The sequence below is a fragment of the Porphyrobacter sp. LM 6 genome, from assembly GCF_001720465.1.
Lineage (GTDB): Bacteria > Pseudomonadota > Alphaproteobacteria > Sphingomonadales > Sphingomonadaceae > Erythrobacter.
Window position 1 is genome coordinate 796,761 of sequence record NZ_CP017113.1, and the last position, 21,833, is coordinate 818,593.

At 65.8% G+C, this 21,833-nt stretch carries 24 protein-coding genes; 6 read left to right on the plus strand and 18 right to left on the minus strand.

What is annotated here, in order from left to right:
• Window positions 1-15 precede the first annotated feature (15 nt).
• Window positions 16-1,086 carry a chorismate synthase gene (aroC, locus tag BG023_RS03910; RefSeq protein WP_069309304.1) on the minus strand — a complete coding sequence of 357 codons (1,071 nt, stop codon included), beginning with the start codon at window positions 1,084-1,086 and terminating at the stop codon, window positions 16-18.
• A gap of 78 nt (window positions 1,087-1,164) precedes the next feature.
• Between aroC and ruvA the strand changes: the two genes are divergently transcribed.
• The 4 genes from ruvA (at window position 1,165) to BG023_RS14665 (ending at window position 4,056) form a co-directional block, all read left to right on the plus strand.
• Window positions 1,165-1,773, plus strand: a complete 609-nt coding sequence (gene ruvA / locus BG023_RS03915) for a Holliday junction branch migration protein RuvA (RefSeq protein ID WP_069309305.1) — start codon at window positions 1,165-1,167, stop codon at window positions 1,771-1,773.
• Window positions 1,774-1,786: 13 nt separating this feature from the next.
• Window positions 1,787-2,227 (plus strand): hypothetical protein, encoded by a 441-nt coding sequence (locus tag BG023_RS03920; protein WP_150122780.1) that lies wholly within the window; start codon window positions 1,787-1,789, stop codon window positions 2,225-2,227.
• Entirely contained in the window at window positions 2,220-3,257 is a 1,038-nt protein-coding gene (gene ruvB / locus BG023_RS03925; RefSeq protein ID WP_069309307.1) for a Holliday junction branch migration DNA helicase RuvB, read from the plus strand. Before BG023_RS03920 ends, ruvB begins: the two co-directional genes overlap by 8 nt.
• Window positions 3,258-3,468: 211 nt before the next feature.
• A complete protein-coding gene (locus BG023_RS14665) occupies window positions 3,469-4,056 on the plus strand; it encodes a hypothetical protein (protein ID WP_150122781.1) in 588 nt (195 codons plus the stop codon).
• Here BG023_RS14665 and BG023_RS14840 read toward each other — a convergent pair.
• From BG023_RS14840 to BG023_RS03945, 5 genes are all read right to left on the minus strand, one after another.
• On the minus strand, window positions 4,049-4,207 hold the full coding sequence (locus tag BG023_RS14840; protein ID WP_190315809.1) for a hypothetical protein: 159 nt from the start codon (window positions 4,205-4,207) through the stop codon (window positions 4,049-4,051). The two genes, BG023_RS14665 and BG023_RS14840, sit on opposite strands and share 8 nt — an antisense overlap.
• 3 nt (window positions 4,208-4,210) lie before the next feature.
• Window positions 4,211-5,002, minus strand: coding sequence for a hypothetical protein (locus BG023_RS14845; protein ID WP_069309308.1), 792 nt, complete (start codon window positions 5,000-5,002; stop codon window positions 4,211-4,213).
• 123 nt (window positions 5,003-5,125) lie between these two features.
• Complete coding sequence (locus tag BG023_RS14360) at window positions 5,126-5,638, minus strand: rhodanese-like domain-containing protein (protein WP_083234514.1); 513 nt, start codon at window positions 5,636-5,638, stop codon at window positions 5,126-5,128.
• Between the two features lie 7 nt (window positions 5,639-5,645).
• Window positions 5,646-8,318, minus strand: a complete 2,673-nt coding sequence (acnA, locus tag BG023_RS03940; RefSeq protein WP_069309309.1) for an aconitate hydratase AcnA — start codon at window positions 8,316-8,318, stop codon at window positions 5,646-5,648.
• 119 nt (window positions 8,319-8,437) lie between these two features.
• On the minus strand, window positions 8,438-9,328 hold the full coding sequence (locus BG023_RS03945; protein ID WP_069311106.1) for a DMT family transporter: 891 nt from the start codon (window positions 9,326-9,328) through the stop codon (window positions 8,438-8,440).
• A 177-nt stretch (window positions 9,329-9,505) separates the two neighbouring features.
• Here BG023_RS03945 and BG023_RS03950 point away from each other — a divergent pair, with 177 nt between their 5' ends.
• Complete coding sequence (locus tag BG023_RS03950; RefSeq protein ID WP_069309310.1) at window positions 9,506-10,909, plus strand: L,D-transpeptidase family protein; 1,404 nt, start codon at window positions 9,506-9,508, stop codon at window positions 10,907-10,909.
• Here the strand turns inward: BG023_RS03950 and BG023_RS03955 are convergent.
• The 11 genes from BG023_RS03955 to BG023_RS04005 all read right to left on the minus strand — a co-directional run bounded on the left by BG023_RS03955 (window position 10,906) and on the right by BG023_RS04005 (window position 19,660).
• A complete protein-coding gene (locus tag BG023_RS03955) occupies window positions 10,906-11,295 on the minus strand; it encodes a hypothetical protein (RefSeq protein WP_069309311.1) in 390 nt (129 codons plus the stop codon). The two genes, BG023_RS03950 and BG023_RS03955, sit on opposite strands and share 4 nt — an antisense overlap.
• A gap of 77 nt (window positions 11,296-11,372) precedes the next feature.
• Entirely contained in the window at window positions 11,373-12,074 is a 702-nt protein-coding gene (locus BG023_RS03960) for a murein L,D-transpeptidase catalytic domain-containing protein (protein WP_069309312.1), read from the minus strand.
• A gap of 79 nt (window positions 12,075-12,153) precedes the next feature.
• A complete protein-coding gene (locus BG023_RS03965) occupies window positions 12,154-13,617 on the minus strand; it encodes an NAD(P)-binding protein (RefSeq protein ID WP_069309313.1) in 1,464 nt (487 codons plus the stop codon).
• A 41-nt stretch (window positions 13,618-13,658) separates the two neighbouring features.
• Window positions 13,659-14,570 (minus strand): histone deacetylase family protein, encoded by a 912-nt coding sequence (locus tag BG023_RS03970; RefSeq protein ID WP_069309314.1) that lies wholly within the window; start codon window positions 14,568-14,570, stop codon window positions 13,659-13,661.
• Between the two features lie 9 nt (window positions 14,571-14,579).
• Complete coding sequence (locus tag BG023_RS03975; protein WP_069309315.1) at window positions 14,580-15,125, minus strand: manganese efflux pump MntP; 546 nt, start codon at window positions 15,123-15,125, stop codon at window positions 14,580-14,582.
• The gene (locus BG023_RS03980; protein ID WP_069309316.1) at window positions 15,122-15,625 is read right to left on the minus strand and encodes a thioredoxin family protein; all 504 of its coding nucleotides are present in this window, start codon (window positions 15,623-15,625) and stop codon (window positions 15,122-15,124) included. Before BG023_RS03980 ends, BG023_RS03975 begins: the two co-directional genes overlap by 4 nt.
• Window positions 15,622-16,776: a flavodoxin-dependent (E)-4-hydroxy-3-methylbut-2-enyl-diphosphate synthase gene (gene ispG, locus BG023_RS03985; RefSeq protein WP_069309317.1), complete on the minus strand. Its 1,155-nt coding sequence runs from the start codon at window positions 16,774-16,776 to the stop codon at window positions 15,622-15,624. The genes BG023_RS03980 and ispG overlap by 4 nt, the downstream gene beginning before the upstream one ends.
• Window positions 16,777-16,826: 50 nt before the next feature.
• Window positions 16,827-17,480: an NrsF family protein gene (locus tag BG023_RS03990; RefSeq protein WP_069309318.1), complete on the minus strand. Its 654-nt coding sequence runs from the start codon at window positions 17,478-17,480 to the stop codon at window positions 16,827-16,829.
• A gap of 1 nt (window position 17,481) precedes the next feature.
• Entirely contained in the window at window positions 17,482-18,012 is a 531-nt protein-coding gene (locus BG023_RS03995) for a sigma-70 family RNA polymerase sigma factor (protein ID WP_069309319.1), read from the minus strand.
• Window positions 18,013-18,179: 167 nt separating this feature from the next.
• A complete protein-coding gene (locus tag BG023_RS04000; protein ID WP_069309320.1) occupies window positions 18,180-19,130 on the minus strand; it encodes an SDR family NAD(P)-dependent oxidoreductase in 951 nt (316 codons plus the stop codon).
• 17 nt (window positions 19,131-19,147) lie between these two features.
• A complete protein-coding gene (locus tag BG023_RS04005) occupies window positions 19,148-19,660 on the minus strand; it encodes a GNAT family N-acetyltransferase (protein ID WP_069309321.1) in 513 nt (170 codons plus the stop codon).
• A 74-nt stretch (window positions 19,661-19,734) separates the two neighbouring features.
• Here BG023_RS04005 and BG023_RS04010 point away from each other — a divergent pair, with 74 nt between their 5' ends.
• The gene (locus BG023_RS04010; RefSeq protein WP_083234515.1) at window positions 19,735-20,823 is read left to right on the plus strand and encodes an isoaspartyl peptidase/L-asparaginase family protein; all 1,089 of its coding nucleotides are present in this window, start codon (window positions 19,735-19,737) and stop codon (window positions 20,821-20,823) included.
• A gap of 82 nt (window positions 20,824-20,905) precedes the next feature.
• On the opposite strand, the gene bla is transcribed toward BG023_RS04010, so the two are convergent.
• A complete protein-coding gene (gene bla, locus BG023_RS04015) occupies window positions 20,906-21,832 on the minus strand; it encodes a class A beta-lactamase (RefSeq protein WP_233993069.1) in 927 nt (308 codons plus the stop codon).
• Between the last annotated feature and the right edge of the window lies 1 nt (window position 21,833).

Genomic DNA, 21,833 nt, shown 5'->3' on the forward strand with positions numbered 1-21,833 from the left:
GCATCGCGTTATCGCTTACCCCACCTGCCCTCTGTGCAGCAGTTTGTGATCGGCCAGCACCAGCGCCATCATCGCCTCGACCACCGGGGTGCCGCGGATGCCGACGCAGGGGTCGTGGCGGCCCTTGGTGACCACCTCCACCGCCTCGCCCGCCGAGTTGATCGATTCCACCGGGGTGAGGATTGACGAAGTCGGCTTGAACGCCACGCGGCACACCACCGGCTGCCCGGTCGAAATGCCTCCCGCTGTGCCGCCCGCGTGGTTGGCGAGGTATTCGGGCTTGCCGTCGGCTCCAGGACGCATCCGGTCGGCGTTCTCCTCGCCCGTTAGCCGCGCGGCTTCGAACCCGTCGCCGATCTCGACGCCCTTGACCGCATTGATGCTCATCATCGCGGCGGCCAGATCGCTGTCGAGCTTGGCATAGATCGGCGCGCCCCAGCCGGCGGGGACGCCGGTGGCGACACATTCGACAATCGCGCCGAGGGATGATCCGGCCTTGCGCGCGGCATCCACCTTGTCTTCCCAGCGCTTGGCCGCAGCCGCGTCGGGGCAGAAGAACGGGTTGTTGGCGATCTCGGCGTAATCGATGTTCGCCGGATCAATCCGGTCGCCGCCCAACTCGCAGACATAGGCGGTGATGCTCACCTCGGGGATCACCAGCCGCGCCACCGCGCCCGCTGCCACCCGCGCCGCCGTCTCGCGCGCGCTGGAACGCCCGCCGCCGCGATAGTCGCGGATGCCGTATTTCGCGTCATAGGCGTAGTCGGCATGGCCCGGGCGATAGGACTGGGCGATCGCGGAGTAGTCCTTGGAACGCTGATCGGTGTTCTCTATCATCAGGCTGATTGGCGTGCCGGTGGTCTTGCCCTCGAAGGTGCCGGACAGGATCCGCACCAGATCATCCTCGCGCCGCTGCGTGGTGAAGCGGCTGGTGCCCGGCTTGCGGGCATCGAGGTAGGGCTGGATGAACTCTTCGGAAATCGCGAGGCCCGGCGGGCACCCGTCGACAACCGCGCCCAGCGCAGGCCCGTGGCTCTCTCCCCAGGTGGTAAAGCGCAGCACGCGCCCGAAGGTGTTCCAGCTCATGGGATGCCATCTGGCGCAAGTGTGGGCATCTGTCCATAAAGGCTGGACGCTTGGCAGGCCTTGCGGCAGGAACAAAACATGATTGCTAAGCTCTCAGGCAGGCTCGATGCGACCGGCGAGGACTGGGCGATCGTCGATGTCGGCGGGGTGGGCTACCTCGTCCACTGCTCCCGCCGCACGCTCGCCGCACTTGGCGAGGTGGGCGAGGGCTGCACCGTCCACACCGAATTGCAGGTCAGCGAGAACGATATGCGCCTGCTCGGGTTCGCCGATCAGGCCGAGCGCGACTGGTTCCGGCTGCTGACGGGGGTGCAGGGGGTGGGAAGCAAGGTGGGCCTTGCGATCCTTTCCGCGCTCTCGACCGGAGAACTGCGTGACGCCTGCGGGCGCGGCGATGCGGCCATGGTCGCGCGGGCGCAGGGCGTGGGCCCGAAGCTGGCGGGCCGGATCGTCAACGAGCTGAAGGACAAGGCCGGCGCCATGCCCGGTGGCTCGGGCGGCTTTGCAGTGAGCGCGGCGGCGGCCCCCGCAGGCAGCAAGGGCGCCGACGCGGCGAGCGCGCTGGAGAACCTCGGCTTCAAGCCTGCCGTGGCAGCACAAGCCGTGGCGAGGGCAATGGAAGAGCTGGGCGAGGGCGCGAGCGAGGGCGATCTGATCCGCGTGGCGCTGAAAAAGGCGGCGGGTTGATGGGACGCGCGTCGTGACCCGAAATCCGGTGACGCCTTCGACCTCCATCGGCAACGGTCTGATCCTCAGCGCGATTTGCCTCGTGTCGCTCGCTTCGCTGCTGGCCTACACCAATGCGGCGCGCGGCGTGGGACATTGGCATCGGCTGGATGACCCGGCCATCTGGGCGTGGATGGTGGTCGCTGCCGCGATGTTCGGCTTCTGGGGCTACCTTTCGATTGTCTTGGGAGCGACCCGAAAGACCGCGCTGGGACGCAGGCTGTTCACCGGCATTGGGCTGGCATACTTGGTCGTGATCGGATTGAGTCAAAATGAAACCTTCAGTCACGACAGCGTCGGTTCAATCGTGTTCCAGGCGTTTCTCGTTCCGGCAATCTCGACAGTGGTGATGGGGCCGCTTTTGCTGTTGTTCGCCTGGATCGGAAACGCTTACGGCAAGCCAGACTATGACTGACTCCCCCCTCCACTCCCCCGCCCGCCAGCCGGGTGACCCGGACGCGGCCCTGCGCCCGCGCCGGTTGGCCGAGTTCGTCGGGCAGGAGGCAGCCAAGGGGAACCTTGCGGTCTTCATCGCGGCCGCCCGCGCACGCGGCGAGGCGATGGATCATACGCTGTTCTTCGGCCCGCCGGGTCTCGGCAAGACCACGCTGGCGCAGATCATCGCGGGCGAGCTGGGTGTGGGCTTCCGCGCCACCTCCGGCCCCGTCATCGCCAAGGCGGGCGATCTCGCCGCGCTGCTGACTAATCTCGAACCGCATGACGTGCTGTTCATCGACGAGATCCACCGCCTTTCGCCGATGGTCGAGGAGGTGCTCTATCCGGCGATGGAAGACCGCGCGCTCGATCTCATCATCGGCGAGGGGCCGTCGGCGCGCTCGGTGCGGATCGACCTGCCGCCTTTCACCCTGATCGGCGCGACCACGCGGCAGGGCCTGCTGACCACGCCGCTGCGTGACCGTTTCGGCATTCCGGTGCGGCTCAATTTCTACACCCACGCCGAACTGGAGCGGGTTGTGACCCGCGCTGCCGGCCTGCTCGGCCTCGCGATCGAGCCCGAGGGCGCACGCGAGATCGCTCGCCGTTCCCGCGGCACGCCCCGCGTTGCCGGCCGCTTGCTCAGGCGGGTGCGCGACTTTGCCGATGTGGCGGGCAGTGCTTCGGTCACCCGCACGGTCGCGGACGAGGCGCTCACCCGGCTCGAGATCGACCGGCTCGGCCTCGATCTGATGGATCGCCGCTACCTCGCGATGATCGCCACCACCTACAAGGGCGGCCCTGTCGGCATCGAGACGCTGGCGGCGGGTCTTGCCGAACCGCGTGACACGATCGAGGATGTGGTCGAGCCCTATCTCATCCAGCTTGGCCTTGTCGCCCGCACCGCGCGCGGGCGTGTGCTCAACGATGCGGGTTGGGAACATCTCGAGATGACCCCGCCCAAGGATTCGCCCCCGCAGCAATCGGGGCTGTTCGACGATAATGGTTAACCCGCGCGGCTAACCAGCCGCTGTTTTCGGTATCAGTTCGGGACAGCCCCCGCGAAATCATCGCGATTCCGGGGCGATTCCCGCTTTGGGACAGGCAATCGATGGTTAACCCGATTGCCGCAGCGGGTGTCCTCACATCAAGTGAACTCTGGAATTGGGAGAGGTGCGGGCTGTCCGCAATCCTTGCCCGCAAGCAAACAGGGTAACGACGATGTCGCTCAAACTGGCCATTGCGAAGCTTTCTGCCGCTGCGGCGGGTGTGGCACTGCTGCAAGGCGGCGCTGTCCGCATGGCTGAGCCGATGAACACCCAGGCGCCGGATTACACCACCAACATCGATGGCAAGCTGATCGCCGTCGATCCGGTGACCGGTGCGCGCTACATCAAGACGCGCGAGCGCATCATCCCGGAAGAGCGTCGTCGCCGGATTGTTGAGCGCACGATCGAATGCCAGCCGGTGGTGCCCGGCGCCGCCGCAATGCCGGCCGGCGTGGTGCAGGCCTATGCCGATCCGGTCGAATGCCCGCCGCTCCAGCAGATCGCCTACATGCCCGCACCGCTGCCCCCGCTTCCCCGATTTCGGGTGGCGGCGGTTTCGCCAGCGCGCCGATCATCGGCGGCGGCTTTGGCGGCGGTTTCGGCGGCGGCTTCTTCGGCGGTTTCTTCGGTGGCGGCGGTTCGTCCTCGGGCACCGTCTCGGTCTCGACAACCACCAGCACCAGCGGCGGTCCGGGCACCAGCGGGATCATCATCGATATCGACAATTCGACCTCGACGACCTCGTCGTCCGGTCAGGTAAGCTCGACCTCCTCGTCGGGCCAGATCAGTTCGACCTCGACCTCCTCGTCCGGCCAGATCAGTTCTTCGACCACCTCGTCTTCGGGGCAGATCAGCTCCTCGACCGGCCAGGTTTCGAGCTCGTCCTCGACCGGCGCGGTGTCTTCGAGCACGGGTCAGGTTTCGAGCTCGAGCACGACGGGCGCGATCTCGTCGAGCACCGGTTCAGTCTCCTCGTCGGGCAACGTGTCGTCCTCGACCGGCGCGGTGTCGTCCTCGGGCAACGTGTCTTCATCCACGGGTGCGGTGTCGTCCTCGACCGGTGAAGTTTCGAGCTCCACCGGACGGGTTTCGAGTTCCACCGGCGGCGTGTCGAGCTCGAGCGGCAATGTGTCGTCCTCGACCGGTGCAGTCTCGTCTTCGACCGGTGCGGTTTCGAGCTCTACCGGGCGCGTTTCGAGCTCGTCGGGGAATGTCTCCAGCTCGTCGGGCAACGTGTCGAGCTCCTCGGGCAACGTCTCCTCGTCCTCGGGCAACGTCTCGTCGTCGTCGGGGAATGTGAGCTCCTCGTCCGGCAACGTGAGCTCGTCGTCCTCGTCCAGCTCGTCGTCATCTTCCTCGTCCTCCTCCTCGTCGTCCAGCTCCTCGTCGAGCTCGTCGGGGGGCAGCAGCGGCGGATCGAGTGGCCATCCCGGCGGCTCGACCAGCTCGGGCGACATGACGAGCAGCACCAGCAGCAGCACCTCCTCGTCGAGCTCGTCCTCGTCATCGTCGAGCACGTCCTCGAGCGGCAGCAGCAGCGGCAGCTCGTCGGGCAGCAGCTCGTCGAGCTCGTCGTCGTCGAGTTCGTCCTCGTCGTCTTCCTCGGGCAGCAGCAGCTCCTCGGGCGGGCACGAGGTTCCGGCCCCGCCGATGACGATCCTGTTCGGCCTCGCCGCCGCAGCGATCCTCGGGCGCCGCAAGTTCACCGGCGCGCCGAACGCCTGAGGTTACGCAGACAGTCACGCCTGCCACTCACCCTGTGGAGAGGGCAAGCGCAAAGGGCGGCTCCGGGGGGAGCCGCCCTTTTTCGTTATGTCAGTGACGCGCTGTCAGCGCGGGGCGAGCGGCTGGCCGGCCTGTTCCCAGGCGAGGATCCCGCCTTCGAGATGTTCGACCGGCTTGCCGGTAGCCTCGGCCAGCTTTTCGCCCGCGATTGCCGAGCGGCGGCCTGAACGGCAGTAGAGCACCACCTCGCGCCCGTCCGACAGATCGAGGGCGGCGGGATCGAACGTGTCGAGCGCAATATGTTCGGCACCGGGGATCACGCCCTCGGCGACTTCGGCATCGGTGCGTACATCGATCAGGCGGACGTTGCCGGCCTTGAGCCGCGCCGCCAGTTCTTCGGGCGTAAGCGCAATCAGCGGTGCGGGATCAGCCGCGGGCGCGGCTTCGGCCGGTTCGGGATTGGCGGCGTTTGCCGTGCTTGCCAGCGCCAGTTCGAACCCGAACGGCGCAGCGGACGGGGATTGCTTGCGCTCCTCCGTCCCGCTTCGCCCGTCCCCGCAGGCCGTCAGCGCCAGCAGGGCGGCAACGGAAAGCAGGGACGGGCGAGCGTGGTTCATACCATGATTATGCAGCAAGTTTCCGCAGAACGTAATGGAGAATTCCGCCGTGGCGGTAATATTCCATCTCGTTTGCGGTATCGATGCGACACAGCGCGGTGAAGCTGAAGGTCGATCCGTCGGCGCGGGTGACCTCGACCGTCACGTCCTGACCGGGGGTCAGATCGGCCAGACCACGGATCGAGAAGGTGTCGTCCGCCTTCAGGCCAAGGGTCTGGCGGGTGTCGCCTTCCTTGAACTGGAGAGGCAGCACGCCCATCCCGACGAGGTTCGAACGGTGGATACGCTCGAAGCTCTCGACGATCACCATCCGCACGCCCAGCAGGATCGTGCCCTTGGCCGCCCAGTCGCGCGAGGAGCCGGTGCCGTATTCCTTGCCGCCGATTACGACGAGCGGGGTGCCGTCTTCCTTGTGCTTCATCGCCGCGTCGTAGATCGGCATGGTCTCGCCGCCATAGGTCGAGAAGCCGCCTTCGACGCCGGGCACCATTTCGTTCTTGATGCGGATATTGGCGAAGGTGCCGCGCATCATCACTTCGTGGTGGCCGCGGCGCGAGCCGTAGGAGTTGAAGTCTTTCTTGGCGACCTGGTTGGCCATCAGGAACTTGCCGCCCGGGCTGTCTTCCTTGATCGAACCGGCCGGCGAGATGTGGTCGGTGGTGACCGAATCGCCGAGGATCGCCAGCGGCTTGGCATCGACAATGTCGGTGATCGGCGCCGGGGTCATGGTCATGCCCTCGAAATAGGGCGGGTTGGCGACATAGGTCGAACCGGCGCGCCACTGGTACGTGTCCGAAGGCTCGACCGTGATCGCCTGCCAGTGCTCGTCACCGTGGTAGACGTTGGCGTAGCGGCTGACGAACATCGAGCGGTCGATATTGGCGGCGCGGTGTTCGGCGATCTCGGCGTTCGAGGGCCACAGATCGGCGAGCATCACGTCATTGCCGTTCTGGTCCTGCCCGATCGGGGTGGTGGTGATGTCTTCGGTGACGGTGCCCTTCAGCGCGTAAGCCACCACCAGCGGCGGCGAGGCGAGGAAGTTGGCGCGCACATCCGGCGAAACGCGGCCTTCGAAGTTGCGGTTGCCCGAGAGCACCGAGGCAGCGACGATATCATTGCCGTTGATCGCGGCGCTGATCGGCGCAGCGAGCGGGCCCGAGTTGCCGATGCAGGTGGTGCAGCCATAGCCCACGAGGTCGAAGCCGACCGCATCGAGGTGTTCCTGCAGGCCCGACTTCACGAGGTAGTCGGTCACCACCTGCGATCCCGGAGCGAGCGAGGTCTTGACCCAGGGCTTGGGCTTGAGGCCCTTCTCGTTCGCCTTCTTGGCGACGAGGCCGGCGGCAATCAGCACATCGGGGTTCGAGGTGTTGGTGCAGGAGGTGATCGCGGCGATCACCACGTCGCCATCGCCGATATCGTGGGTCTTGCCTTCGACCGCGACGCGCGCCGGGGCGCTCTTGCCGTAGACCTTCGAAAGATCGGAATTGAACAGATCGTCCACCTCGGGAAGGATGACCTTGTCCTGCGGGCGCTTGGGGCCGGCGAGGCTGGGGACGACGGTGCCCATGTCGAGGCTGAGCGTCTTGGTGAAGACCGGCACGTTGGCCGGATCGAACCACATGCCCTGCGCCTTGGCGTAGGCTTCGACCAACGCGATGTTGTCTTCGCTGCGGCCGGTGAGGCGCAGGTAATCGAGGGTCTTGTCGTCGATCCCGAAGAAGCCGCAGGTCGCGCCGTATTCGGGGGCCATGTTGGCGATGGTGGCGCGGTCGGCGAGGGTGAGGTTGGCAACGCCCGGGCCGTAGAATTCGACGAAGCGGCCGACCACGCCCACTTGGCGGAGCATCTGCACGCAGGTCAGCACCAGATCGGTGGCGGTCACGCCTTCGGCCATCGCGCCTTCGAGGTAGAAGCCGACCACTTCGGGGATCAGCATCGAGACCGGCTGGCCGAGCATCGCGGCTTCGGCCTCGATCCCGCCCACGCCCCAGCCCAGCACGCCGAGGCCGTTGATCATGGTGGTGTGGCTATCGGTGCCGACGCAGGTGTCGGGATAGGCGACCATCACGCCATCCGGGCCTTCGCTCGACCACACGGCCTGCGCGAGGTGCTCGAGGTTCACCTGGTGGCAGATGCCGGTGCCTGGGGGCACGGCGGTGAAGTTCTGGAAGCTCTTCGAGCCCCACTTGAGGAAGTCATAACGCTCGGCATTGCGCTCGTATTCGAGCGCCATGTTGGCTTCCATCGCCTTGGGGTGGCCGAATTCGTCGACCATCACCGAGTGGTCGATCACAAGGTTGACCGGCACCAGCGGGTTGATCTTGGCGGTATCGCCGCCGAGCTTCTTGATCGCGTCGCGCATGGCCGCCAAGTCGACTACGCAAGGCACGCCGGTGAAGTCCTGCAGCAGCACGCGCGCCGGGCGGTACTGGATTTCCTCGCCGGTGGTGGGGTTCGCCTGCCAGTCGACGATGGCCTGGATGTGCTTGCGATCGACCGTGAAGCCGCCGTCTTCGAAGCGCAGCAGGTTTTCGAGCAGCACCTTCATCGAGATCGGCAGTTTGCTGATATCGCCCAGCTGCTCTGCGGCCTTTGCTAGCGAGTAATAGGCGTACTGCTTGCCGTTGACGTCAAGCATCTGGCGGGTGCCGAGCGAATCCTGGCCGATTGCGGTCATGGGAGGGTTCCATCCTTTTTGATTGACCCGCCCCCGATCCACCAAGGGCGCGGTTTTCGCCGAGGCACCTGCTCTGTCTCGCGCGCGAGGTCAAGGGGGGTTCCCCTCGGGAAAGCGTCCTAGGCGGACAGGTTTTCTGCTGGCCGTGCGGGGCGGGTCGCCAGCCAGCACCCGGTGACGATCAATACGGTGCCCGCCAGCGTCGGCACGGTGACCGCTTCACGGAAGAACAGCCAACCGAACAGCGCCGCCCAGACGAAGCCCGAATATTCCGTCGGCACCAGAACATTCGCCTCGGCGCGGGCATAGGCAAAGGCGATGAGGAACGACCCGCACACGGTCAGCACGGCTGATACGACCAGCGGCATCACCGCCGCTCCTGTCGGCGCTTCCCACAGGAACGGTGCAAACGTCAGCAGCACCAGCCCGCCCACGCCCGAATGGAACGTCGAAATCTCGAGCGGGTCAGCGACCTGCGCCTGCCGCCGGATCACGATGAAATTGTAGGCATAGAGCAGCGCCGAAAAGAAGACTGCGCCGATACCCCAGGCGGCGTTCTCGTCGAACTGCCCCTCGCCGATCCGTCCCCCGACGATCACCAGCGTGCCCGCAAACCCGAGCACGCTGGCGCCGATGGCAGCGGCACGGATCGTTTCGTCCAGCAGCACGCGGGCAAGGTAGAGCGCGATCAAGGGCGCAATGAAGCTCAAGGCAATCGCCTCGGCCAGCGGCAGGAGGGTGAGGGAGTAGAAGAAGCTCAGCGCCATGAACGCCGACACCACCCCGCGTTCAAGGTGCAGCTTCAGGACGGCGCGCGATGGCATCGCGGGCCCGCGCGAAAGCCAGACCGGCGCGATCAGTGCGGTCCCGATCAAGGCGCGCAGCACCGTGGCGGTGTAGGCCCCGATCATCAGCGCGGCCGTCTTCATGAAGGCATCCATCAGCGACAGGAAGCCCACACCGGCCAGCGCGGCGGCAAACGGCAGCAAAGGATGGCTTCGCAGGGACATGGCGCGCTCCATAGGCGCTCGGCCGGTCAAGGTCACCTCGATGATCGGGCTGTGCACATTAATCGGCGCGAAAGCCAAGGTGGTTGATAGGGGCCGCCGGTCCGGAGTAGGATTGGGACCGAACTTGGCAGAGCCGCGCGCAGGTGTGCGGCCAGGGGCAAAAAGGCGAAATTGGCAATGAGGTTTCCGGGCAAACTCGTAGGCGGCGTGGCGATTGCGGCGCTGGTGACGAGCGCGGCGCTGGCGCAGACCGGCGCGCAGCAGGCCCGCAGCCAGCAGCAGGGCGGCCCGCAACCCGCGCAGGTTCCTGCGCCTGCGCCCAAGCCGAGCGGCGCCTTTGAGCAGGCCTTCCCCCAGACCGTTTCGGAACCGGTTGTGCAAGCCGGGATGGAGGCGCCCGCTCCGCTGGTGCAGCCGTGGACCGTGGCGCAGGCCGCCAAGCTGGTCGCGGTGATCGAAGGAATCGCCGCCGAAGGGCTTGACCCCAAGGACTATGATCTCGAACCGCTCAAGGTCGCGCTGGCGTCCGGGCCGTCGGATGAATTGAACGCGCTCGCCTCGCAAAGCTTCGTGTGGCTGGTGGAGGACCTGCGCGACGGGCGCACGCCGATGGATGCGCGCGAGCAGTGGTTCGTGGTCGATCCCGACCGCGATATCTTTCGCACCGGCGATCTGCTGGCCGAAGCAGTGGTCACCGGCGACATTGCGGGCACGCTGGCCAAGCTCAATCCGACCCACCCCGATTACGCCAAGCTCAAGGCCGAACTCGCCAAGACCCCGGCGAGCAACGTCGCCAAGCGCAAGCTGATCCGCGCCAACATGGACCGCTGGCGCTGGCTGGCGCGCGATCTCGGCTCGCAATACCTAATCACCAACGTGCCCGAGTTCCAGCTGCGCCTGACGGTCAAGGACCGGATCATCAGCACTTACCGCACGATTGTCGGCAAGCCCGGGCGCACCGCGACCCCGCAGCTGGCGGAGATGGTCGAAGGCGTGGTGTTCAACCCGACCTGGACCGTGCCGCAATCGATCGTGAAGGGCGAAGGACTGGGCGCCAAGGTGCTCGCCAACCCGGCTTGGGGCAAGCGCAACGGCTACGTCGCAACCAAGGGGGCGAACGGCTACGTCTCTGTCGTGCAGCAGCCGGGGCCGGGCAATTCACTCGGCATGATGAAGCTCGAAATGCCCAACGAGCATGCGATCTTCTTCCACGACACGCCCTCGCGCCACCTCTTCGCCAATGATGACCGCGCGCTCAGCCACGGCTGCGTGCGCACCGAGCGCGCGCTTGAACTGGCGATGACGATGGCGATCCTCGGCAAGGGGGCGACCAAAGAGGAGGCGGTCACGATCTCCACCTCGGGCAAGTACACCAAGGTCATGCTGCAGAAGCAGTGGGCCGCCTACATCACCTATTTCACGATGGCATCCGACATCAACGGCCAGATGGCGACCTTCAAGGACATCTACGGCCGCGATGCGCCGGTGCTTGCCAGCCTCGACAAGCCGCGGGTGAAGAACCGCAGCAATCAGGTCGATGATGAAGTGATCGTGATCGAGGACGATCTGCAGGACAGCTAGGCTCGCTCGAAAGCGCGTTCGAGCAGGACGTGCTTCCGGTAAGTTAAAGCTGCCGGAAGCGCGAAGAACAGCGAGGCGAGCAGGAGCGGAATGCCTTTTGTGGGTTCCATTGGCTCCTCAGCCAATAGTACAAAAGGTATCGCAAGGCAGGAAATCGCCGCCGTGAGCGCGATTGCCGTGCCTGATAGCCCCTCCATCCGGACACCCGCCAACCGGGCAACCGGCGCGCCAACCAGCATCAGAGCCAAGGCGATGCCTAAGCCGCCGAACATGAAGCCGAATGTCAGCGAAGACAGCGCTGCAGCGAAAATAAGTTCGTGGCGATAGGTGGGTGGGAGGATGAAGCCTGCGATTGGAAACGAAAGTGCGAGCAGGATCGCGCCCACAGCTGCGGATTGCAGCGTTGCAGCCGGAATGGCTCTGGTTTCTGGCGAAGAACCGAACCTTCGCACGCCGCGCAGCGTCAGAACGCGCTGGCGGTGGCGGTGGCGCCGAATTGCAGCGGGTTGCGCTCGTAGCGGGCGAGTTCCGGGATCGGCTGGATGGTGCCGTCTTCCTCAAGCCCCAGGCTGTCGGCGAACAGCAACCGCCCGCCCGAAAGGTGGGTCAAGGCTTCGCGGAACTGTTCGGTGCCCATCGCGAAACACCCGTTCGAGCGTCCGAGGCGGCCATAGGTCGCCAGATGTTCGGGTTCGGCATAGTCGGCGCGGTGCATCACGATGTAGCGCCGCAGCGCCGCATCATTGGTGGCATCGAGCCCGCCGAGCCGCACCGAGGTGCCATAGCGGCCCTGATACCATTCCCACGTCACATAGGCGCCCCGGCTGGTCGCGTTCGATCCTTCGGTGTTCGAAAATGCCTTGAGCCAGCCGTCATGCTGTGCGTCCGAGCCCATGCCGTGGCTGACGTAATGCGACACCACTTCGCCGCGATCGAGGTTGACGAAGTGGAACCGCGGCTTGGCCGAATGGAGGCCGAAATCGGCGATCCCGACAATATCGCGCCGCCAGATCGCGTTGCCTGCGCGCTGGAGCTCGCGGCGCGCGATTTCGAACAGGATGCGGTCGCGCGGCGTGCCCGGCATGACGGACGCAGCAAGGCGAGCGGGCAGAGCCAGTGCTACGCCCGCCGCAAGTGTGCCTTTGAGAAGGTCGCGACGCTTCATTACACTTTAACGTAACGGCCAAGGCTTGCGTTCCCAATAACGCAAATGCCCTGATCGCACGGCTCGTCGCAGTTCTGCGTCAGTTCGTGGGACGGTGTCCCGCTTCATGCAATGCCTTGGCCGCCATGCCGAGCTTGATCACGCCCGGCATACAGGCCTGAATGATGGATCCGGCTTTCGTGATTTCGGCCAGCCGCGGGTCGTTTGTCGCGATCATCTTCGCGATCGTCGGTGCCGTGGGATGCAGACGGCTGCGCGCGTCAAAGGCGCTGGTTTTCGCGTTCTGGCTTAGGATGCCGTCGCTGAAAAGGTTCAGCATCACGGCGTAGGGATAGGTGGCGGGGCTATCTGTCAGAGGTGTGGGCGGACACAGCGCGTTCTTTTCGGCGTCGGTGGCAAAATTGGCTTCGACAAACGCGATCATTGCCGCGCTGTAAGGTACGAACGGGGTCTTGACGACTTGCAGCGTGATCCGGTCGCCGTTGAAGATGGGCTTCACATCCGCGCGCGCATCAAACGGGACAGCGGTAGCGGTGCAATCGATGAACAGGCTGTTCTGCGGGACCGCAACGCTTTCGCCCCCGAAATCCATCGCACCTGGCGCAATGCGCGTGACGTGCCCCTGCCGATAGACCTGTTTGATGGCTTGCAGCAGGGCAACTTCGCCCTCGGAAATGACCGCATAGTGCATCATCCTGGGCGTCACGCTGCGATCGAGGCGGAGGAAAATGCCTCGCTGTTCCAGCTTCAGCAGCATCTCGTCGCCGCTGTCCGAGGCGGCGGCGCATTCGACGAGAGCGACCTGGAATTCGATCAGGCCCTCGATTGCGGCATGGGCCGGTTGCAGGAAGCGGCGGTTGAACATCCACGAATCGCGCGGGCGCACCCAGCCGATCCGTTCCGGCACAACCCCTGCCTCAAGCAGCCAGACTGCCGTATCCATCGCGGTCTTGCCTGCGCCGAGGATGATGAAGTGCTCGGGGCAATTATCGGCCTGCATCCACAGGCCCGGAAGATCTCCCGGCCGTGCAAAGCGGGTGCCCGGAGCGATGTCGAACTTGGGGGTATGGGTGGCGGGAACCGACGTCTGGAAATAGGTCGCATCCACCAGCTTGCGCCTTACCGAGACGCTGGTTTCGTCGCCGGACAGGATGCCGCGAAGGTGATGCGTGCTGTCGGTGCACCCGCGATATTCGGTGAGCGGATAATAGGCGACCCGCCCACTCGGCAGCAGCCGCTCGTTCATCAGTTTGCCGTAATAGGCAAGGATCTCCGGGTGCTTGGCAAGTGGATACATGCCCTTGTTATGGCCATGCGTGTCGACCTTGTCGGGGCACAGTTCCATCGAATTGACGCCATAGGTGGCGCTCGGCTGGTGCAGCGCGACGAAGGAATAGGCATCGTTCCAGTGCCCGCCCGGCTTGGCGTGCTTGTCGACGAAAGTGATGTGGCAATCGGGGTCTTCATCGAGCAGCGTATCGGCAAAGGCGAGGCCGACCGCGCCTGCGCCGATAATGAGATAGTCGGTCGCGCAATCAGTCATCACATTCCCCCCGGTTGTGACCCGGTCGGACGATACCACACTCAGAGAGGCGACACCCGTCTATTCTCGTCCGCCATTGCCAGCATCGAAGCTGCATGGCGGGCGGCCACGACGCGCGGATCATCACCATAGCCGCCGCCCAGCGCGCTGGCGACCGGCAAACCACGCGCCCGCGCCTCGCGGATGACGAAGCGGTCCCGCGCGGCGAGGCCTGCATCGGTCAGCGCGAGGCGCCCGAGCTTGTCATCGGCATGCGGATCGACGCCGGCCTGATAGAGCACGAAATCGGGGGCGAAGTCGTTCATGACTTGAGGCAGGTGGCGGGTGAGCGCCGCCATGTAGCCATCATCATCCGTGCCGTCTTCAAGGCCCACATCGCGACTGGAGCGTGCCTTCCGCACCGGGAAGTTCTTCTCGGCATGAAGCGAGAGGGTGAAGATATCCGCACGCCCGGCGGTGAGGCTGGCAGTGCCGTCACCCTGATGCACGTCCAGATCGACGATCAGCACGCGGGCCGCGAGGCGCTCGGCGATCAGCCGGTTGGCGGTCACCGCGAGGTCGTTGAACACGCAATACCCCGCGCCGGTATCGTGCAGCGCATGGTGGCTTCCGGCGGCGGAGTTGGCGGCATAGCCGTGCTGCATCGCCAACTGCGCCGCGAGCCAGGTGCCGCCATTGGTGTGTCGCACGCGGGCCGTGATCGCGGGCGTGACCGGAAAGCCGATCCGCCGTTCCTTCTCGCGCGGGACGTCACAGCGGAACACCTGATCGACGTAATCGGGGCAATGCACGGCTTCGAGCCATTCGCGCGGCATGGGTTCGGGCGCGTGTTCGGTGATCGGGGCGCCGCTGCTGCGCAGTTCTTCCATCACGAGCCAGTACTTGTCGAAGCGGAAAGTCCCCTTCTCGGGGCGCGGGGCCATATAGTCGGCGTGGTGGACGACGTGGAGCATCTCGCGGCGTCAGAGGTATCCGGTGTGCTCGGCCAGGATCTTGCACCCCAGCGCGATCAGGATCACGCCCCCGGCCCGCTCGGCCCATTCGCCCCAGCGGTCGCCCGCGATCCGGCCGATCCGCACGCCCATGCCGCTCAAGGCAAAGGTGACGAGCCCGATCAGCCCTGCGGCGGCGAGCGGCGCGACATCCAGCGTCGGCAGGGTGATCCCGGCGGCGAGCGCATCGACGCTGGTTGCAATGCCTGCGATCAGCAGCGCCTTGCCGGTGAGCGCGCGGGAAGCTTCTTCCTCGCCGACATGGCCGCCGAGCATCCGCACGCCGAGGAAGGCCAGCAGGCCGAACGCGATCCAGTGATCGACCGCCTCGACATAGGCCAGCGCAAAGGCGCCGATGCCCCAGCCGATGAGCGGCATCACCCCTTGGAAAAGACCGAAGGTGAGCGCGATTGCCATCCCGCCAGCAACCGACGGGCGGAACCGCGCGCCCTGCGTAAGCGCAACGGCAAATGCGTCCATTGCCAGTGCGAAAGCAAGAAGGAGGGCTTCGGTCATGGTGCGGGCTGGTCGGCGAGCGCGCTCAGTTCCGCGAAAATCGCGTCCTCGCTCCTGCTGGCGGCATTGCGCCAGCTGGCGGCGGTGTCGAGGTTGACGGGCTCGCCCTCGGGCGTCAGCACCAGCAGGGCAGGCGTTCCCTTCATCTCCTCGAGGCCGAAGCGGCCCGCCACGGCGAGGTTATGTCCGTCACCGGTCTGCGGCAGGCCGACATTGACGAACACCAGCTCGTAGCGTTCGGCCACCAGCGCCGCAAAGCGCGGGGTCGCCAGCCATCCGACGAGCGCGGTGCTGTCGTGACACCAGTTCGCGCCGAACACCACCAGCACACGCTTGCCACCGGCGGCGGCGCGGGCGAGCGCGGCATCGACATGGCCCATCGCATCCTGGGTGACGGCATAGGACTTGGCATCGGGCCGCGCCGGGGCGGCTACGTCGGGCGTGGTCGCGCAAGCACCGAGCGCCAGCGCCAGGCCTGCGGCAATCGCGCGGCGGATCACTCGGCGGCGACTGCGGATTGCGGGGTGGCGTGGGGATCGAAGGCGGTTGCCTCGCCCGCTTCGATCGCGGCGGCCTTTTCCTCGACGAGCTTGACGATGTGATCGAGCATCGCCTCGTCATCGATGGCGTGGGCCTTCATGCCGCTGAGGTAGACCATGTGCTTGCCATTGCCGCCGCCGGTCAGGCCGATATCGGTCTCACGCGCTTCGCCGGGGCCATTGACGACGCAGCCGAGCACCGAAAGGCTCATCGGCGTCTTGATGTGTTCGAGCCGCTTTTCGAGCGTTTCGACTGTGCGGATCACGTCGAAGCCCTGCCGCGAGCACGACGGGCATGACACCACCCGCACGCCGCGGGTGCGCAGGCCGAGCGCCTTGAGCATCTCGAAGCCGACCTTGATTTCCTGTTCGGGCTCGGCCGAGAGGCTGACGCGGATCGTGTCGCCGATCCCGGCCCACAACAGCGAGCCGATGCCGATCGAGGACTTCACCGTCCCGCCGATCAACCCGCCCGCTTCGGTAATGCCCAGGTGCAGCGGGCAATCGACCGTTTCGGCAAGGCCATGATAGGCCGCGACTGCAAGGAACACGTCGGACGCCTTCACCGCCACCTTGTATTCGTGGAAATCGTGGTCCTGCAGCAGCTTGATGTGATCGAGCGCGCTTTCGATCAGCGCTTCGGGGCAGGGCTCGCCGTATTTTTCCAGAAGGTCCTTCTCGAGGCTGCCCGCGTTCACCCCGATGCGGATCGCGCAGCCATTGGCCTTGGCGGCGCGCACCACTTCGGCGACGCGCTGGGCCGAGCCGATATTGCCCGGATTGATGCGAAGGCACGCCGCACCGGCGTCTGCCGCTTCGAGCGCGCGCTGGTAGTGGAAATGGATGTCGGCGACGACCGGGATCCGCGCCGCGCGGGTGATCTTCTTGAAATCGCGCGTCGATTCCTCGGTCGGGCAGGACACGCGGATGATATCGGCACCCACCTCCTCGCAGCGGCGGATCTGGTCGATCGTCGCCGTGATATCTTCGGTAGGGGTGTTGGTCATGGTCTGCACGGTGATGGGAGCATCACCGCCAACGGGGACATTCCCCACCATGATTTGGCGCGATTTGCGCCGCTCGATCGTGCGCCACGGACGGATGGAAGACATGGCCGCGTGTATAGACGCGCCTGCGTGATGGGGCAATGACTTGCGCGTGGCTACCAGCGGATCAGGGGCGGCACGATGACCCGCGCGGCCAGTGCCGCCAGCGGAACGGGCAGCACATGCCAAAGACCGAGATGCGCGATCCCGTTGATCGGGCAAGTCGTGCCGTAGGCGAGTGTCCCGAGCGATCCGGCTGCCAGCCCCGTCAGCCAGCCCTGCCGCGCCAGCGCCACCGGCGCGCCGCGGCGCAGGAACAATACCGCCGCCAGCGCAACCACCACTCCCGCCGCAAGTGCCGAGGACAGGCAATGGAAGGCGTCCGGATCGGCCAACCCTTGGTGGGCATGCGCCCCCGAAGCCCGAGCCAGCTGGATGACTGCGGCGAGCGGCAGCACTCCAAGCATCGCAAAGGCCCATGCCGGCGCATTGGGACGCGGGCCGACCTGCGGCAGCGCACCAGCGGCCAGCGCCACCGTGCTGGCCGCGCCGAGCAGCAGCAGCAGTCCGTTGGTGATCCAGAAATAGGGCGAGGCCTCGCCGGTAAGGATGCCGCCCCAGAAGCGGAACAATGCAATCGCAGCAAGCGCCGCGACCAGTGTCGCAGCCGCGATCAGGCCGACGCCCTCCCATGGGTGCACCCGGCGTACAGCCGTGATGTCGTCTGCGAGCGCGGCGATCAGTTCGGCGCGCTTGGCGGGGTCATTCATGTCATTCCGCTTTCTCGACCAGCGCAGCGAGCTTTCGCAAGCCACGGTGGATGTTGACTTTGACGAGGCTCGCGCTCTGCCCGCTGCGGGCCGAGGCTTCCTCGATCGACAGCCCCCCGATCTTCACCAGTTCGATCGCTTCGACCTGCTTCGGCGGCAAATGCGCGAACAGGCGTTCGAGGCTGACCCGGGCAAGCAACACGTCTTCCTCGCTCTCCTGAGCGCCGCTGTCCTCCAGCAGTTCCTCGCTCGCATCGCGATAGACGCGGCGCAGATGATCCACCCAGCGATAGCGTGCGATCGCCGCGAGCCACGGCAGGAAAGGGCGCGCCGGATCCCAGGTGGCGCGTTTGGTGTGGAGCGCGATCAGCACTTCCTGCACCAGATCGTCGACCTGCTGCGGCGGCACCCGGCGCCGGAAATAGCGTTCGAGCCACATGCCCGCCTCGGTCAGCAGCACGTTCGCTGCCGAACGGTCGCCCTGCTGCATCGCGGCCATAAGCCGGGCGAAGGTGGCCTCGTCGGCAAGCATTCAGCCGGCTTTTGCACTCCGGTCTGGGGGCATTGAAAAGCTTCTCCTGTGTAGCCGCGCTGCGGGCCCTGCTGCCAATACGCGGCTGAGCCCGGAGTGGTTACACACTGCCTGCCGAACCGCGAGGCGAGGGATGCGCTTGGCCTTCTGGCTTAGTTCGTGGGCGGCTAGCTGGGGAACTTTGCGCCGGTCAGCTCTTCGCTTAGCGCCCATAGCCGCTCGGCGTAGCTGGGGTTGATGGCATAGGAACGCACACCGCCGGTCGCGGATTCGTCGTCCACCTCGGCGACATGGCAGTCCTCGCAATAGACTCCGCCCTTGCTTTCAAGCTCTTCGGCGGTGGCCGCCCAGCAGCTCGTGGCCGCACCTTGCGGGATGGTCTTCCACTGGAAGCCCGTGTCCTTCGAGGTGACGCGGGCCATCAACGTCTCGATCATTTCGGGGGTCATGTGGCGGCCGAGATTGGTCTGGATACCGCCCGGATGCACGGCATAGGCATGAATGCCCATCACCGCGAAGCGCTGCTCCAGCCCGACCGTGAACAGGATGTTGGCGGTCTTGGAATGGCCGTATGCGATCCACGGATCATATGCGCGGTGTTCGAAGAACGGATCTTCGAAATCGACTGGCGCGAAATGGTGCCCGCGGCTGGAGAGGTTGACGATGCGCTTCAGGTGCCCGCGCTCGATCAGCGGCATCAGTTCGGCGGTCAGCGCGAAGTGCCCCAGATGATTGGTGCCGAGCTGCATCTCGAACCCGTCATGCGTGTGCTGGAACGGCGTTGCCATCACGCCCGCGTTGTTGATCAGAATATCGATCTTGGCGAAGCGCTGGCGTGCGCGGGAGGTGGCCGCGCGGATGCTTTCGAGCGACGTGAGGTCGACAGTGAGCGTGTCGAGCTGCGCCTTGGGGTGCTGGGCGCGGATCGCTGCCACAGACTCGTCGAGCTTGGCCTGATCGCGCCCTGCCATGATGACAAGCGCGCCGCGTGCCGCCATCGCGCGGGCGGTTTCCTGACCGAGGCCGGAGTTCGCACCCGTGATGAACACGGTCCGCCCCGACAGGTCTTTGCCCGCCAGCACCTCGTCCGTGGTGCTCGCCCAGCCAAATCCGCTCATGTCCCCTCTCCCTTGGGTTACAGCTTCAATTCGTAGAGATACTCCGGATCAAGATGATCGCCCACCTGAAAGGTGATGTCGGCAATCTTGCCGAAGCCGTAGCGCTGGTAGAACCGCTGCGCGCCGAAGTTCTCTGCATAGACCGAGAGCAGGATGGCATCGTGCCCGCCCGCCTGCGCCTGTTCCAGCGCCCAGTCCATCAGCTGCGCGCCGATCCCGCTGCCGGTATGTGTGGGCAGAGCATAAAGCTGGCCCAGCTCGATCGGATCACGCGCGTCCGAATATTCACCGAACTTGGTCGGGTAGCGCAGCTTGCAGAAGGCGACGAGCGCGCCATCGTCCTCGACCAGGCAGTGGGTGCAGCTATCGCCCGCGATCTCCTCGCCGACCGCCTCGGGGTTGTGCACTTCGGCAAGGAAGGCCTCGAGGTCTTCGGGCTTGTAGAGGTGGCCGAAGGCCGCGACGAAGGTTTCGGCGCCGAGTTCGGCAAGGGCAGGGGCATCGGCGAGGGTGGCGGGTCGGAAGATCATTGTCTCGCCCTAGCGGGTCGATCGCTCGCTGTTAAGCTGGCGAAAGCCGCAGGGGCGCGTTACACCTTGCCGCCATGAAGAAACTTGTATCGCTGATCGCGCTCGCCCTCATGTCCCAACCCGCCCTTGCCGAGGAGGCGCCCAAGTGGTCGCTGGCGATCCACGGCGGGGCCGGCACGCTCGATCCGGCGCAGATGACGCCCGACAAGCGCGCTGCTTACGAGGCCGATCTCCAGAAGGCGCTCGATGCCGGATCGAAGATCCTCGCAGATGGCGGCAGCGCCATGGACGCGATCAAGGCGGCGATCATCATCATGGAAGATTCGCCGCTGTTCAACGCGGGCAAGGGGGCGGTGTTCACCTGGGACGGGACCAACGAGCTTGATGCCTCGATCATGGACGGGCGGGATCGTTCTGCGGGCGCGGTTGCGGGGGTGAAGACGGTCAAGAACCCGATCCTGCTGGCCGACACGGTGCGCACCCAGAGCGAGCACGTGTTCCTCGTCGGCAAGGGCGCCGAGGATTTTGCCGTGTCCAAGGGCTTTGCGGTGACCCCGCCCGAATACTTCGCCACGCCGTTCCGGCGCGAGGCGCTGGAGCGGCTGAAGGCAGAGAAGCTCTCCGCGCTCGATGTCGATCACAAGTTCGGCACGGTCGGCGCAGTGGCTCTGGACAGCCAAGGTAACTTGGCCGCTGGCACCTCGACCGGCGGGATGACCGGCAAGCGCTGGGGCCGCGTGGGCGATGCGCCGCTGATCGGGGCGGGGACTTATGCGGATAACCGAGCGTGCGCGGTGTCGGCGACGGGGTGGGGCGAATACTTCATCCGCGTCGGAGTGGCGCATGAGATTTGTAGCAAGATCAGACGGCCGGAACCTCAGTGCGGGGTCGTCGAATCGGATGATGGCGTAGGGGGCCATGTTGAGTGCCGCTCATTCCGCGCCCTAAGCCAAGAGCGCGCGCAGGCGGCGGCGGACGCGGTCATGGCCGACGTCAAGGAACTTGGCGGCGATGGCGGGGTGATCCTCGTCACGCCCGAGGGTCATGCGATCTTCAGCTTCAACACCACCGGCATGTATCGCGGCCGCGCGACCAGCGCGGGGGTGCGCGAAGTGGCGATCTTCGGCGGCGAGGAGAAGGCGTCGAAAACGCCGGATCATTGATCCCGCCGGCCGTTCGTGTCGAGCGAAGTCGAGACACTTCGCGCAAAGCCTCTCGACTTCGCTCGAGGCGAGCGGGATCAGTTCAATACAGCTTGCCCACCAGCGGCAGTCCGCGTTCGGGTTCCGCGAATTCCTTGATCACCCGGCCCACCCGCGAGAGCGTGAGCTGCGCGCGGGCCTGCATGTCGTCGCCGGCCTGCCGCGCGCGGAAATAGCAGGCGAAGGTGATCGGCGGCTCGCCCTTCGGCCCTTCGGCGAACCCGATGTCGATGTAATTGCCATCGGTGCCGATCAGCCCGCTGGTGCCGGTCTTGTCGCCCGCCACCCAGCCTTCGGGCAGGCCTGCACGCACGCGCTTGAGCCCGGTTTCGGTTGCGACCATCCAGCCCTTCAGCATCGTGCGTTCGGCTTCCGGCAGGACATTGCCGTAGATGATCGCGGCGACCGTGCGCGCCATGGCGGCGGGGGTTGTCGTGTCGCGGAACTCGGCTGGCGGGACGATATTCATCTCCGGCTCGTAACGATCGACCCGGCTGACGTCGTCACCGATGCTGCGCCAGAAGGCGGTCAGCGCTGCCGGGCCGCCAAGCTCGCGCAGGAGGATATTGGCCGCCGGATTGTCCGATGTGGTTTGCGTCGCCTCCGCCAGCTCGCGCAAGGTTGCGCCGGTGGCGATCCGTTCGCGCGTGAAGGGCGCGTATTCGAGCATCTCGGCCTCGGTCCACGTCACGCGCTTGTCGGCGTCGATGGTCCCGGCGGCAGCGCGCGCGAGCAGGAGCGCGGCGAGCGAGAACTTGAACGAAGAGGCATGGCCGAAGCGCATGCTCCGGTTGATGCCGACCGACAGGCCGGTGACGGTGTTGTAAAGCTCGACCCCGAGCGTGCCGTTGCCCGCCGCCTCGATGATCCGCAGCTCCGCCGCGAGCCGGCCGATCGGGCTCTGGTCAGGCGGGATGCACGCGCCTGCGCCCAGTGCCAGCGTGCCGCCAATGAAGAAACGCCGATCCATT